General features: G+C 63.6%; 14 protein-coding genes. 2 read left to right on the plus strand and 12 right to left on the minus strand.

The window, feature by feature from the left end; all coding sequences use genetic code 11:
• Positions 1–24: 24 nt before the first annotated feature.
• On the plus strand, positions 25–933 hold the full coding sequence (locus tag VIQ49_RS26180; RefSeq protein WP_331889610.1) for a cutinase family protein: 909 nt from the start codon (positions 25–27) through the stop codon (positions 931–933).
• A gap of 501 nt (positions 934–1,434) precedes the next feature.
• On the opposite strand, the gene VIQ49_RS26185 is transcribed toward VIQ49_RS26180, so the two are convergent.
• From VIQ49_RS26185 to VIQ49_RS26230, 10 genes are all read right to left on the minus strand, one after another.
• A complete protein-coding gene (locus VIQ49_RS26185) occupies positions 1,435–2,304 on the minus strand; it encodes an alpha/beta fold hydrolase (RefSeq protein ID WP_331889612.1) in 870 nt (289 codons plus the stop codon).
• A 71-nt stretch (positions 2,305–2,375) separates the two neighbouring features.
• Entirely contained in the window at positions 2,376–2,639 is a 264-nt protein-coding gene (locus tag VIQ49_RS26190) for a hypothetical protein (protein WP_331889614.1), read from the minus strand.
• 220 nt (positions 2,640–2,859) lie between these two features.
• Complete coding sequence (locus VIQ49_RS26195; protein WP_331889616.1) at positions 2,860–3,906, minus strand: hypothetical protein; 1,047 nt, start codon at positions 3,904–3,906, stop codon at positions 2,860–2,862.
• A gap of 104 nt (positions 3,907–4,010) precedes the next feature.
• On the minus strand, positions 4,011–5,447 hold the full coding sequence (locus VIQ49_RS26200) for a HAMP domain-containing sensor histidine kinase (RefSeq protein ID WP_331889618.1): 1,437 nt from the start codon (positions 5,445–5,447) through the stop codon (positions 4,011–4,013).
• Positions 5,444–6,163, minus strand: a complete 720-nt coding sequence (locus VIQ49_RS26205; protein ID WP_331889621.1) for a response regulator transcription factor — start codon at positions 6,161–6,163, stop codon at positions 5,444–5,446. Before VIQ49_RS26205 ends, VIQ49_RS26200 begins: the two co-directional genes overlap by 4 nt.
• A 634-nt stretch (positions 6,164–6,797) precedes the next feature.
• Positions 6,798–7,601: a lipase family protein gene (locus tag VIQ49_RS26210; protein WP_331889623.1), complete on the minus strand. Its 804-nt coding sequence runs from the start codon at positions 7,599–7,601 to the stop codon at positions 6,798–6,800.
• A 445-nt stretch (positions 7,602–8,046) separates the two neighbouring features.
• Complete coding sequence (locus tag VIQ49_RS26215) at positions 8,047–8,301, minus strand: DUF4190 domain-containing protein (RefSeq protein WP_331889625.1); 255 nt, start codon at positions 8,299–8,301, stop codon at positions 8,047–8,049.
• 57 nt (positions 8,302–8,358) lie between these two features.
• Complete coding sequence (locus VIQ49_RS26220; RefSeq protein ID WP_331889627.1) at positions 8,359–8,754, minus strand: hypothetical protein; 396 nt, start codon at positions 8,752–8,754, stop codon at positions 8,359–8,361.
• 69 nt (positions 8,755–8,823) lie between these two features.
• Positions 8,824–9,786: an alpha/beta hydrolase family protein gene (locus VIQ49_RS26225; RefSeq protein ID WP_331889629.1), complete on the minus strand. Its 963-nt coding sequence runs from the start codon at positions 9,784–9,786 to the stop codon at positions 8,824–8,826.
• A gap of 74 nt (positions 9,787–9,860) precedes the next feature.
• Positions 9,861–10,793 (minus strand): polysaccharide deacetylase, encoded by a 933-nt coding sequence (locus VIQ49_RS26230; protein WP_331889631.1) that lies wholly within the window; start codon positions 10,791–10,793, stop codon positions 9,861–9,863.
• Between the two features lie 681 nt (positions 10,794–11,474).
• Between VIQ49_RS26230 and VIQ49_RS26235 the strand changes: the two genes are divergently transcribed.
• Entirely contained in the window at positions 11,475–12,314 is an 840-nt protein-coding gene (locus tag VIQ49_RS26235) for a helix-turn-helix transcriptional regulator (protein ID WP_331889633.1), read from the plus strand.
• 75 nt (positions 12,315–12,389) lie between these two features.
• Here VIQ49_RS26235 and VIQ49_RS26240 read toward each other — a convergent pair whose 3' ends face one another.
• Complete coding sequence (locus VIQ49_RS26240; protein ID WP_331889635.1) at positions 12,390–13,661, minus strand: glutaminase; 1,272 nt, start codon at positions 13,659–13,661, stop codon at positions 12,390–12,392.
• 178 nt (positions 13,662–13,839) lie between these two features.
• Entirely contained in the window at positions 13,840–14,535 is a 696-nt protein-coding gene (locus VIQ49_RS26245) for a hypothetical protein (protein WP_331889637.1), read from the minus strand.
• Positions 14,536–14,541 lie beyond the last annotated feature (6 nt).

The raw sequence follows: 14,541 nt of genomic DNA on the forward strand, positions 1-14,541 counted from the left end.
AAAGTCGATCAGTGGAGGAACGGCATGCGGTTGCGTCGATGGGTCAGTGCGTTGGCGGCGGGGGTGTTGGCGGCGGGAACGCTGACCACGCTGTCCTCTCCGGTTGCCGGAGCTGATCCGGCGGACTGCCCGGAGCTCTATGTGCTGGCCATCCCCGGCACCTGGGAGAAGTCGGCCGACGCCCAGATCCGGGGGATGCTCGCCTATCCGACCACCGGCTTGGGCTCGGAAACGAAGACTCAGCTCGTCGGCTACAACGCCACCGCCTTCCCGTGGGAAGACGGCGGCAGGATCTACGGGGAGTCCAAGGCCCAGGCCGTTGCCAACGCAGAGGGCCTCGCGGTATCGATGACCAAGCAGTGCCCGGGTGCCAAGATCGCGCTCATCGGTTACAGCCAGGGTGCGGACGCCGCCGGAGACGTGGCCGCCGACATCGGTACCGGACGCGGTGCGATCGACCCGGCCAAGTTCGCGGGCGCGGTGCTGATCTCCGACCCCCGCCGGTCGAAGAGTGATGCGCTGATCGGCCCGCAGCTCACCGGTGAGGGCAACGGCGGTCCGCGGCAGGGTGGCTTCGGCTGGGTGAAGAACCGCACCTTCACCATCTGCGAGCCCGACGATCAATACTGCAATGTGCCTCGCGATTACTATGTCTCCCGGATCGCCGGATACCTCGCGGAAACCAGTGACCCGAACCCGGACCAGCTTGCGCAGTACCAACTCGAAGCCGCGGCGATCGTCGGCGAATTGATCACTCAGGGTGGCCCTGGCGCAATCGTCGACGAGCTGAGCAACGAGAAGGCGCGAGCGCAGATCGTCGCATTCAACAGGTTCCTGCAGTCGGGCTCACACGGTAGCTACGCCGACTTCGAGGTCCAGCCCGGCGTGACTGCGCTGCAGTGGGCGCAGAACTACCTCGCCGGTCTCGCCTGAAGCCAGCCAGACAAATCCACTCGTTCCGGTCATACCCACTCGTTGCAACAGGTGGAGATGACCGGAACGGGTGGGTTTCTGCTTGGCCAATTGATCGTGGGGCTGCTGTGACAGTTGTGACTTCCCCGCGTGTTCTCCACGGGATCGAGAGTTTGCCGGCGTAATGTGATCAACGCAACATCGCGAACACTGACAAGGTGCTGACCTGCGGAGAGTAACAACACATTTGGTCAACACGACACACTGCACAGGTAGCCGGAGATGAATCCACTGTCCGTCGGTCGGTAGGCTCATCTACGGTATTTAGAATAGTATCCGCTGTAGCAAACAGGATGTGATCAGTCGTGAAACTGGCGAACTCTCGCACACGCCGCCGGACTCAACTGCTCGGCATGACACCGCACATCTTCGGCTCGAACGGACTGATTGCCCATCGTCGGCTGGCCCGTATGCTCCCCGAAGACGGCGAACGTCTGGCGACCACCGCGGACCTGCGTCAGTTCAACCTCTGACGACGCGATCGGTGAACTCCTCGATCAGACGCGCGGTGACCTCAGGTTGGTGGACCACAAAATAGTGGCGCGCCGGGCTCAGCATCCGATACTCGGCACCCAGTCGCGCGGCATAGCGCCGCTGCTTCCAATTCCAGAAGATCCTGACCGGCGTACGGTGCCGGGAGACCGCAGATACGACCAGCGCCGGCGCAGTCAGATCGTGGGTCCGGCGCAGGCCGGTCAGCTCTGAGCTCAGCACTCCGAACGCCAATTGCTCCACGAGCAGCGCCCGCGGGTAGTTCTTCCCGTTGAAGATCTCGTCGACCAGTGCCTGCTGCTTCTCGTTCAACTCTTCGGGAGCACCGGGAGATGTGGCGATGCGGTGGGCGAGGGTACCGGCGGCCCGGGGTAGCGGCAGCTTTGTGATGACCGTGGCGGTGGCGTGGGCGAACCGATTGCTCCACCGAGGTGGAACCAACTGCCAAGGCAACAGCACGTACGAACCGTCGAGCATGATCACGCCGGCGACGCGGGCCGGTCGGCTGCGCGCATACGCCTCGGCATACAGCGAGGCGAGTGAGTGTGCGACGACAACCACCGGCCCGACGATGCCGAGGGTGTCGAGGATCTGATCGGTACGCGAGACCTCGGCGGCGAGCGACGGAAGTTCACCGACGCGTAGTGGCTCCGAGAATCCGTACCCTGGTCGGTCGTAGCGGATGATCGTCCACCGGTCCTCGAGCAGCGCGGCCACATGATCGAAGTCGAACCAGTTGCCGCCGAGAGCGGCCAGATACAGAAGCGGCGGACCATGGCCATCGACCACCACGTGAGTCCGTAACCCGGCGATCACCTGAAATGTCCCGGGCGGCTGCACAAACGCAGTGTATTGCGCGCGGCGGCTCCGTGTCGGGTCGATTCGCAGGGACGGGCGTCAGGTGCAGGGGGTCAGTTCGATGCGGGCGACGGTATCTCGGCATCGGCGAGCGACGCACCGCTCTCGGCCGCGGCGCGATAGCGCTGGTACATGATCCGGTCGTATTGCTCGCGACTGAGACCGCGATGCAGTAAGGCGGTCCACGCGGCCTGACTCTGCAGCAGTTCTGCGTTCGGGTACTCCTCGTTCGGGTACCTGTTCTGGCGGGGTGGCCGCAATGCGGCGGTGAGCGTCAAGGTTCGCGAACCGAGGATGTGGGCCGAACACGCGAGCACTGGCCAAGGCGTAGAGCCGGTCGGTCGACTCCACGTGATGACGGATGGTCGCGTCGGATACACCGAGCTCTCGTGCGACCGCCGACCGCGTCAGATGATCGAGGCCCACTTTCTCTGCCGCATCGAGGATGTCGGCCACAGAGGTCAACGGTGGGCGACCAAGTCTCGGAGTGCTCGGATTCTTCCCTCGGGGCGGCATGACACTCACCGTAGCCAAGTTTCAGGCAGCGGCAGCCCGGCTGGTCGAGTGCGTCCGGCCCGTGATCGCGCTGATCAACAACAGGACCACCAGACCGGTCAGGGCCCCGTATCCGATTGCCTTGGCGGTGGTCAGCGCAGTGGTGTCGGGTGCAGGCTCCATCGATGCGATCTCAGTGGACTCTGCGGGCTCGGTGGACTCGGGATCAACCGCCAGCGAGTCGGATGCCGCGGTCAGGTCGTCGCCGATAGAGGTCAGGACACCGGCGAGCTGATCAACGCCCGCGGTGACCTGCTCGGCGGCGGCGACCGCGTCGGTCCGGGCGTCGGCGAGGGTCGACAGGCCGTCGCGGAGCCCGACGGCTGAGGTCTGCGCCGACGCGATCGCGCTGTTGGCGGATGTGGCCGACGATTTCACCGAGGTCCCCAGATCCCCCAGCGAGTCCTGTAGACCGGCAACCGAATCGAGGTCGGTGGCCAGCGCCCGTGCCGAGGTCTGCATCGCCAGCAGGTTGTCCCGGGTCTCCCGGGTGCCGGGTGCCGGTAAGGAATTCAGAGTCGTCAGCAGTGGAGTGACGATCTCATCGAATTGTGTGGCGACGGCGGACAAGTTCTGAGCCTCGGCGACGGCGGTCCCGGCAGTGGTGGTTGCCGCGGCGATCTGATCGGCCGCGATGGTGAGGTCGGGCGCAGTGTCGAGCGCCTGCACCAGCTGGTCGGCGCCGAGTCGGGCGGTGTCGATGGAGTCGAAGATCTGGCCGGCGCTTGCGGTCACCGTGCTGATGCCCGACGAGGCGCTGGTCGCGGCGCCGGACAGGAAACCGAAGAGCAGCTGCGCTTCCTGCAGCGATGTCCGAGCCGATTCCACACTCTCCGAATCGGGTTCAGCCGGCCCGGACGACGACTGTGGGGTTGCCGCCGGTGGTGTGTACGTGATCGCGAAGACCAGCGTCCCGGTGCATACGCCGATCAAGGTGACCGTCAAGAACAGCGGTGCTGATCCGAAAAGTCGCGTGGCCCAGCGTGATCCGGTGTGCCACAGTTTGGTGGCAGAGTGGGGGAGTTGCAACTGTGGTCCTTCTCGTCGGCCTGATCGACGCGACCCTGAACGTTTCGCGGTAGAGGCCAGCACACCATTGCGACCTCGCCGTCACCCACCGTCGAACCTGACGATCAGCTGACGGTATTCTCCGCAGACGGGAGAATCACCGTCACGACGGTGCCCACCCCGGGTTCGGACGTGACGGTGGTCGTCCCGTCGTGCGCCTCGACGATGGCTTTGACGATCGCGAGCCCCAGGCCGGAGTGACGCTGGGTCCGGGATCCGCCGGGTTCCGCGCGCCAGAACCGGTCGAACAGATGCACCAGCTGTTCGGGAGGTATCCCCTCACCGTGGTCACGTATCTCCACTCGAACATCGGCTGCCCCGGCGGTCACTCGGACACCGATCGGCCGGCCCGCGGGGGTGTGCTCCTGGGCGTTGCCGACGATGTTGCCGAACACCTGACGCAGCCGATGTTGATCACCCAGGACGCGGGCGGGACCGGAACACCAGTATGAGATCTCTCGTTCCGGTGTGACCACACCCGCGTCGGCCACCACTTCGTGCACCAGCTCGCCGACGTCCATCTCGGTCAGCTCGTACTGCACGCCGGCATCGCTGCGGGTCAACAGGGTCATCTCGTCGAGCAACAGTCGCATCCGCCCGGTTTCCGCTTCGAGGCGCGCGATCATCCGGTCGATGTCTTCGGCTGTTGTGAGACCGCCTTGCAGGTAGTGATCGATCCATGAGCTCATCGTGGTGACCGGCGCCCGGAGTTCATGCGAGGCGTCCGCGACGAAGTTCCGCATGCGGTTCTCCGCATCCTGGCGGGCTGCGAACGCAGACTCCAATGCTGTTGCCAGAGCGATGATCTCGGCGCCCGAGTTGGAGTGTGCGACATGTGACACGACCGTCTGCATGTCGCCGCCTGTCGAGGTGGCTGTCGCGCCGGCCATACGTTCCAGGGGGCGCAGGCCGCGCCGCAACAGATACGCACCGACACCGCCCACCACGATCATCGAGACGCAGGCTCCCGCAACGGTGTACCAGAGCAGGCGCTGGACCAGCAGATCGTTGTCGCGTTGCTCGAGGCCGATGATCAGATCGGTGACTTCGACGGTGGAGGCCCCGTCGACGATGATGATCCCGGGCGTGGGAACCCGGGCAACGGCGTAGACCTGGGAACCGACGGTGATGCGTTCGGCTCGTCCCGGACCGAGATCGTCCGTCTCGCGGACGAAGGTCGCCAGGTCGCCGGTGGTGAGATCGGTGCCGGCCGAACCGAGCATCAGGCCCTGGCCGGTGGAGTCGACAACAACAAAAACCGCAAGGGACGGGAGCAGGGCGCGCACCTGCTGGGCCGGAACCTGAATGGGCGAGACCGCGGACAGCGCGGCGCCGATCCGGTCCGACGTGCTGATCAGTTGTTCGGCGGCGCGTTCTTCGAGGTGGTCGCGGACCAGGAGCACACTGAGCAGCGGTGCGACGAGCGTGATGGCGACGGTCAGCAACCCGAGGGCCACACCGAGCCGGAACCGCAGTGTGCGCGGATGCCGTCGCCCGCTCACCGTGACGCGTCCAGCGTGTATCCGAATCCGCGAACCGTGTGCAGCAGCCGGCGTCGGTGGCCGCCGTCCACCTTGCGCCGGATCGACGAGACGAACCGTTCGACGACGTTCCCGTCGCCACCGAAGTCGTAACCCCACACCTCGTCCATGATCTGGGATTTGGACATGACGTGCCCGGCATTGACCATCAGGTACTCCGTGAGCCGGAACTCGGTGGGTGACAAGGAAATCGGTTCGTCGCCACGGGTCAGTCGCCGCGCACTCCGGTCCATTCGTAGATCGCCCACCTGCAGGACGTCCTGAGATGGACCGCTCGAACCGGCCCGGCGGATCAACGCGTCCATCCGGGCCAGGAGCTCAGCCATGCTGAAAGGTTTTGTCAAATAGTCGTCCCCGCCGAGTCGCAGGCCACGGACCCGGTCCTCGACGGCGTTGCGGGCGGTCAGGAACAGCACCGGCATGTGTTCGTATCGGCCGCGGATGAGCTGCACCACCTCGAAACCGTCGAGGCCGGGCAGCATGACGTCGAGGATCACCGCATCAAACGGTTCCGACAGGGCCCTCATCGCGTCGGTTCCGCTGGGCGCCGACGTCACCCGGTACCCGCTGAACTCGAGCGACGTGGAGACGATCTCGGTCAGCTCCGGATCGTCATCGATCATCAAGACCCGCGGTGGGGTCCGGTGATCGTCGCCTGTCTCGCCGGTGTGGACCATTGCACCGGAAGACTACTCGCGTCCGCCGACCAGATCGCGCGTCCGTCCGCGGCGGACGTTGTACTTGACGCTTGCCATCAGTTTCGCTCGGAGGCTCGCGCCAGTATCACTGCCCGTGCGGTTTGGTAGGAGCGGATGTGGACGGCGTTTTGTGCCAACACGGTTGGGGAACAGGTCAGCAGCGACATATCTGCGAGCGTGACCCGCCGAAGCGCGGCAGGCAGAGGATCTGCGCCTTTGCTCAAGACAGTGGTCAGCGGGGGAAGCCACGTTGATGGTTCAGGTGGGAGATACGAGACCAACTGGTCAACGGCGGCGAGGCACCAGGACGCCAGGCCATCAAAGTCGAGTCGAGCGAGTTGCTGAATGGTGTCATCGGTCGTGACGGTGTGGAGACCGTGTTTCAGGGCAAGGCTGTCGAGGTCTTCTGTACTCCCCAGGCCACAGCAACGCCGAAGCCACACGGCGCACAGGTAAATGCCGCGCCAATCGTCGGATTCCCCGCACCGACGCAGGGCGGCAGCCAGATTTGCTGCCGCGGTTTCCGGTTCTGCCACTGTCTTCCGTCCCACCGTATGTCCGTCGAATCCTCTGATCTCCGGGGCTTTCGCGCGGCGCCAACCACCTACATCTGTCATTCGCAGTTGTCCTGGGCGGGCACGCCACCAAGTCGCTGTTTGAAAAAGGGCCAGATCGACGACGTATCCACAGTGAGATGACCTGCGGTGGATTGGTAGTCGATCGCGACGGTTGAGCCCCACTCACATGCCTGAGTGATGGAACTCTCAGTGCCCGAAGCGTCCACAAACCGGTCCTCGCCGCCGTATATCACCAGCAGGGGTGCAGAGCTGCGCCGGTGTGGCGGGGACATCGGTTCGAGCAATCCTCTGAGGTACTCGATGGCCGCCTCGCTACGAGGCAAGAAGTCTTCCGCAGTGACCGTGTGCAGCGCGTGCTCTCGTGCAGTGTCACCACCACACAGGCTCAACTGATCCCAGACCGCGCGAAGTTGTGGTGCGCGCAGCTCGTCTAGGTTCAACGTGCCATGTTGGCGGGCCAATGATTCTAGAAGCCATTGGTAGATGCCTTGCTGTTCGATCGTCAGAGTCCCCTCGATGGCCCGGTCGACGAGTCCCGCCTTGTCGGTCGAGGGGACTTGCGCTGCTGCTCCGAGCAGTTGGAGCTCGGGTGCGTAACTGGCGGCGATTTCCGCTGTGGCCCAGGCTGCTCCACCGCCTTGAGAGACGCCGTAGGTGAGCCACCGAGCCGAAACATGCGGGTACACCCTACGCAGGGCGCGGACTGAGTCGATCATCGAGCGGGCTGCGGAATAGGAGTCCAGGTAGGGGTGCTGGCCCGAGGGCGAGCCAAGCCCAGGAAAGTCTGCGACCGTGACAGCAAGGCCCCGGTTGAGGTAGGTGAGCACGCTAGGACTCATGCCGGAGAGATTTCCGGTCATCGAAGGCCCGCACTCCTGATTGATTCCGACCGAACCGTGACCGAGGGCGACCACTGGCCATCCTCGGGCGGGAGAGTCGCCGGCGGGAACGAAAACGACCGCAGTAACCACCAGTGGCCGGTTGTTGAGGTCAGTTGTGCGATACCGAACCCACTGACCGGAGATTCTGCCGGCCGCTGAGGTCCACGGGCGGGTCTCGATCGGCGAGCCAGCCTCGACGGGTGGAGGGAACTTGTCGACGGACACTGGCGTGGATGGGCTGGCCGCCGATTGTGCACGTCCGTGGTCGCTGAGGGTGACCACCGTGAGAATGATCGCCAGGGTGAGTACAAGACAGCCCGCGGCGATCAACCCGGTCCATATCCGGCGATGAGGCGAAGTGGTCATCGAATATTTCTGTTGCGCAGTGCCTTTCGCGCATCAGTCAGTTGCCCCAGAACACGGCCAATGCGATGACACCGACGATGCCCCAGATCAGGGAGACCCACCCGATGATCACTCCTGCCTTCGCTATTCCCGCGCCACCTTCGCCGGACGCGATGATCTGGCGTTTCGCGATTCTGCCGGTCACGATCGCGACGATCGACAGGATGAACACAAAGGTGACAAAGGACAAGATGGAGGTCACCAGGCTGACGACGGCCAAGGTATTGGTTTTGGTCGTGGTCGTGTTGCTCATGTTCTTCTCATTCTGTTGATTGTTGTGGTCACAACACCGCCTTGGCGCGGTAGCGCCTTATCCTCCGGCGCCGTGGTTGGGGTTGGTGCAGATGGTGCCCTCACATGGAACTTGTGAGCCGTCGCCGTTCGGGTTGGGCATGACTGCGCCGCCATTTTCGTTGGGATTGGTACCGGCGCCGTGGTCAGGGTTGGTGCAGATGGTGCCCTCGCAATTGCTGGTGTCACTGCCAGGCAGGCCCGGCGCGGGGGTGATCTGCTGAGGCGGCGTGGCGTTCCCGTTCTGTGGAGCTGGGCTTTGCACCGACGAGGGTGTCGTCGTTGCTGCTGTCGATGACGTGGTGGCGCTGGTCTTGCTCGACGAACTCGGTGCGGTGTCAGCGTTATCGGTGCCACAGGCGCCGATGAAGGCAATTGCGATTGCCGCGGTGAACAATAGGCCGATCTTTTTCATGAATGCTCCTTGGATGTTGGGGTGTAGGTAGACGATTCGGATGCAGTTGTACTGAGCGCACGGGATGCCCTATTTGGCCAGCTGATCGGAGTTCGTGTGTGCGGCATCGGTGATGGTGTCGAGGATGCGTGCGTAGGCGGGCGAGGTGGAGTTGACGATGGAGGTGTGATCTTCGCCCTCGAGTAGAATGACTTGTCCACTACCACTCTGCTTTTCGAGCTCGTCGATGTACTTCTGGGATAACGATGGGAGGACGACGGTGTCGTTGGTTCCGTGCATGGCGATGACCGGAGTACCGGGGTCGATGTTCTGGATCGGGTCGACCGCGGCGTAGCGGTCCGGGATCTGATTCGGGGTTCCCCCCAACGCGCGCACGATGTTGTTGTCACCGTTGGCAACGGCTTGGACCATGTCCAGTGGTCCGGCCAGTGAAATGACCTTGGTGGGGCGGAACTTGGGATGCGCGCCGATATCGCCGTGTTCGAGTAGATGGCGGGTGCCGCCCCATACCGCCAGTTGTGCACCGGCGCTGTGCCCGACGACCAGTGCATCCTCTTCCTCGAGCTGAGGGAAGCGTTGGTCGATGGCGACAACATTGTCGAGGGCTTGCGAAACGTCTTCGAAAGTCGTGGGCCAGCCGCCGCCCGATCCCACTCTCCGGTATTCGATGTTGTAGACGGCGAGGCCACGTGCGGCCAGATCCCGGGCGAAAGGGTCGAAGAGGTCGGCTCCCAGTTGGGACATCCACGCGCCACCGTGGATCAATACAACCAATGGAATCGAGTCGGGCCGTTGAGGTCCGGCCGGTAGATACAGGTCGCCGTAGTCCTGGTCGGGATCGCTGCCGTCGAATGTGGGGTACCCGATGCGCTCGACTTTGATCTCGTCATAGTCGGGAACGCTGTTGACGTCTTCTACCACCGATGCGCTCGTGGTGGGCTCGGAGGTGGGTACATCGTCCGAGCAGCTGGTCAGCAGTAGGGCGCAGACGGTGATAGCACCGGCCGCGGTACGGACGCTGTTGCGGCGCATTGTTGAACCTTTCGGGAAACTGGATCGGGTGCCGGCGTTCGGCGGATGGGGGTCGTGCCGCTGCAGCACTGAGTTCAGGTGTCGGGTCCAGCCGCTACCGGTGGCATCGCGCGCCACGGCGCCAGGACGTTCGGGTCTTGCATTTCCATCCACGTGATGACGTCTTGATAGGTCGCACAGATGGTTTCGGGAACGATGCAGGCCTGGGCCATGAACTCGGCCGTGGCCGGGTTGAACGCGTTTCCGCTCCAGTCGTTGAAGTGGTTCGCGATCACCAGCGGCGCGCGGTTGCCGTTGTAGGCGCGGTCGAACATGTAATCGTAGGAGTCCTTGACGATCTTGCGGATCCTCGGCGCCTGCGCGGGTGCGTCTTTGGCCTTGTTGAAGGTGTACCAATAGTTGTAGTCGAGGGCGGTTTGCTGATGTTGTAGCGGCGGCGACCACGTGTACGGAATAGGGAACTCCCAGATGCTGCCCACTTTCGTAGGCCAGTAGATACCGGCCTGGCGTGCGGCCTTCGACGAATCCCACGTCATGTTGTGTGCGCCGAGCGCTGGGAACAACTCGCCCATTCCGCCTTCGAGGCACGGGGTGCGACCTCCCTTGACGACGTCGGTGCCAAAGGCAAGGTCGGGACCGCTGGTTATGTTGTTGATTTGCTGCCAATCGGTCATCAGCCGGAAGAACTCATCGAGCTCGTGATTCCACTCGGCGGTGGACCAGTCTTTGCCAGGATTCTTGGTGCCGGCGCAGAAGTGGCCGACGTAGTGGGTGCCCATTTCGTGTCCGTCATACCAGGTCCGGTTCAGATACTCGACCTGTTCGACGACCTCGTTCTCGGTGCCGCCGAATGCCAGCGATGCTTCGCCCGGCTTGTATCCGGGTCCTTGATAGTGGAGTTTGTTGTCGTCGGTCAAGAAGTACAACCCGGTCATCAACGCGGTGAATCGGGCGTCCGCATCTTTGGCGGTCTCGAGGAAAAGATCCCAGTTCTCTGAGACGCCCACACCGTCAAAGGAGAAGAGGATGAACTGCGGAGGTCTTCACCCCGCGAAATGCGCTCCATGGGCACATTGCTCACGGTCCGCTGGGGTTCAGCCGGGAGGACCGGGGCAGGTGGCGCGACATCGGAGCTCGTAGGCTCGAGGCTGTCGGCGCGCTCGGTTTTCGTGACTCCGCAACCGGTCAGGACCGCAGTCACGGCCGCCACCACAACCATTCTGGTCAGATGGTTGATCGTCATCGGCAGCGGCCCAGGCGATGTGCTGTGCGCTCACGTCTGATGGCCGTCGTCGACGACGTGGTGCCCGCCAGTGATGATCGGGCTGGGAAGAAGCCCCCGGTGGTCCTGAGATATGACTGCGCCACGGTGGGTGGCACTAACCGCGTTTTGATTAGCAATCCTCACGTTTGAACCGGGGTTCCGATTTCTGCTTTGCTGGCGGGTGTCAGTCCGAAATGAAAGGGCGGGGCGAAGAATAAAACGGCCAAGCCACCTTCGAGCGGAATGAGAGTCGAGCTACCGATGAGCGGCAGACCAATTCGAAACTAAGCGACTGGCAATCGCACAACAAGGTCAAGAATGTTCCTAGGAAAAATCCTTCCCCCCGAGACTCTGGCCATGTCGAAGGGAGGTCTCGCTGATGGTGGGCGATTGTTGGGGGGCGGGTCCTATGTAAGGTTTGGGCGTGAACGAGCGTTCGGAGAGCCGGGAAGAGTTGGGCAAGTTTCTGCAGACGCGGCGCCGCGCCCTCCAGCCTGAGCAGGTGGGTCTAGTGGTCTCTCGAGGCAGCCGCCGAGTACCGGGACTCCGGCGAGAAGAGGTAGCCCAGCTCGCATCCATCAGCGCCGACTACTACACACGACTCGAACAGGGCCGACTACCAAGCGCGTCGGAGGCGACGTTGACAGCGATCGCGAACGTTCTCGGTCTCGATTCTGACGAAGAGCGCTACCTCCGCCGCCTGGCGGGAAAGACCAAATCACAGTCGATTCGAGACGACCGAGTCCATCCGCTGACCCGTCGGTTGCTGGACAATCTCGCCGACTCTCCCGCGGTTGTGCTCGACCGGAAGATGGATGTGTTGGCCTGGAACGCCTTGGCCGCTGAGTTTCTCGTCGACTTCGCTGAGATCGGCCAGGCCCAGCGCAACTGGGTGCATCTGACCTTTCGCGATGACAGGATCCGCACCATGTACCCCGACTGGCCATCAGCCGCCCGTAGCTGTGTTGCCTTCTTACGGATGGTGGCCGTGGATGGCGAACGTGATCCGGCGCGCGATGAACTGGTGGCCGACCTGTCAGCCAGCGACCCCGACTTCCGGCATTGGTGGACAGCACGATTGGTGTCTGATCTGTCGGGCGGCTCGAAGCGATACCGGCATCCCAAGATCGGTGACCTGACGCTGGACTGGCAGACACTCCAAATCAGCGGAAGTGCTGGACAATTTCTTCTGGTGATGAGCGCCGCGCCGGGCAGTCCCGCCCACCGGGCGTTGCAGCAGCTCTCGGTTTCCGCCGCCTTGTGATCAGTAATTGTCCTGACTGGAGGCGAGATCGTATTGACCCCCCGCCCCTCAGCGTGTGGGGTGACCTCAGCTGCCTCAGCCGCGTGCGGCGCTCGCGACGTCGGGGTACGACGTAGGCACGTAGCCGCCATGCGCCTGCTCGCCTCGCACGAGTTCGCCTGAGCCGGTTTCGGCGTTGCCGAGCACGCCCCACGGGTCGACGATCCGCACGTCGTGACCGTCGAGGTGAAGACGGCGGATGCCCTCGAGCAGCATTCGCCTGGCGATGTCGTTGGCCCGGCGCACGCGGTCGAGGTCGATGACAACAGGCGCATCGCCCACGGGCTCCTGCGCAAACCCTCGCAGCACACGCTCAGCTTCTATGAAGTGAAGATCGCCCGTGATCTCGTGCACCGCAGCGCCATCGCGCTCTTGGCGACGCGATACCGATTGCGCTGACTCGGTCGCGGCCATCAGATGCAGGCCCAGGTCGTGATTCATGCGCTCGAACATGCGCACGCCTCGCGTGCTGTTGCCGTGCGCGTCGAGTCGCGGCGAGAACACGGCAATGCCCACTTGACCGGGCAGCACGCCCATGAGACCGCCGGCGACGCCACTTTTCGCGGGGATGCCGACCGAGGTCAGCCAATCGCCCGCGGAGTTATACATGCCACACGTGGCCATGACGCTCAGGACCTGCCTGTTGACGGCGGGGTCGAGCACCTGGTCACCGTCAGGCGTTCTTCCGTTCGAGGCGAGCACCGACGCCATGCGCGCAAGGTCGCGCACCGTCACCGAAACAGAGCACTGCCGGGTGTAGCCCCGTACAACGTCAGCGGGATCGCCGTGGAGTGTGCCGACCGTGCGCAGCATGTAGGCGAGCGCCATGTTGCGGTCGGCGGCGGAGAGTTCGGACTCGAAGACATCCTCAGCGATCGACAGCTGCCGCCCCGCGAGGCGGCTGTAGAGGTCGAGGATGCGCTCGACGCGGGCATCGGCGCCGTCGCCGCGCACGAGTGCGTGAGATGCGATCGCTCCCGCGTTGATCATCGGGTTTCTCGGCCTGCCGGTGTCGGGGTCGAGCGATATCTCGTTGAATGCGTCACCGGACGGCTCGACGTCGATGCGATCGAGCACGGCTTCGAGGCCCTGGTCGGCGATCGCGAGCGCGTAGGTGAATGGCTTCGAGATCGACTGAATCGTGAACTCGACGTCGGCATCGCCCGATACGTATGACTCGCCGTCGAGCGTCGCCACCGCGACGGCAAGCCGGTTTGGGTCGGCCTGCGCGAGCTCAGGTATGTATGCGGCGACCTCACCTGCGTCCTCTCCGATGGACTCAAGCAGTAAGTGAAGGTAGTCGATCATGGGCGTCTGCATGCCGACGATGCTGCCATACGATAGTGCGATGTCGGCGCCCAGCGGAGAAGAAGTGCTCGGTCGTCACGAGCGCCGTTGTCGGACAACAGTACTCACCCGTCATCTGCGAAACGTACACAGCCACTTCGCGAGTTGAGGCCGAGTTCGCGGTGGCCTGCCTGCTGAGCTACTCGCGTCCGCCGACCAGATCGCGCATCCGTTCGCGACGGTCGACGTACTTCCTGTAGCGACCACGGGCCTTCTCGACCTTCACCGGCGAATAGAATCGCCGGGCCCAGTACGACTCCGGATGTGCCAGTCGCATGGATCCGAAAAAGCCCAGGAGCGGCACGGGCAGGCCGATCAGGCCGGTGGCGATCTTGCCCTTCAACAGACAGATCACCGAGTAGAGCAGATGGATCAGGATGCCCAGCGCGACCACGGTGCCACCCAAGAGGGTGGAATGCGGTTCGTTCTCACCGATCGGTGACGTCCCGATCAGCATCGCCAGGCCCACCACCGCAGCGATCATCACCGCATCGATCGACTTGCGACCTTCCTCCGACCAATACACGTCCTCGAGGTGCAGCCACAGGGCGAACTCGTCGAGAACCAGCGCCGCGCCGATCCCGAACAGGCCGGCGAGCACTTCGCGCCACGGGGCGCCCGGCTGGAAGCGGAACTCGAGGAGCGCGGCCACCAGGACCATCAAGATGCCCCATACCTGATGGTGGATGTGGACCCCGCCGATGTAGATGTCGTTGACCGGGCCGGACTCGGCGCTGCCAGTGGGGTTCTCCCCGCGCGCCTTGATCGACCGCGTCACCCGACGAGTGATCGCATAGGTGACGATGAAAGTGATCAGAGCCACAAGTGTTGCCACGCGGCC

It is taken from the genome of Williamsia sp., assembly GCF_036566845.1.
Classification (GTDB): Bacteria; Actinomycetota; Actinomycetes; order Mycobacteriales; family Mycobacteriaceae; genus Williamsia.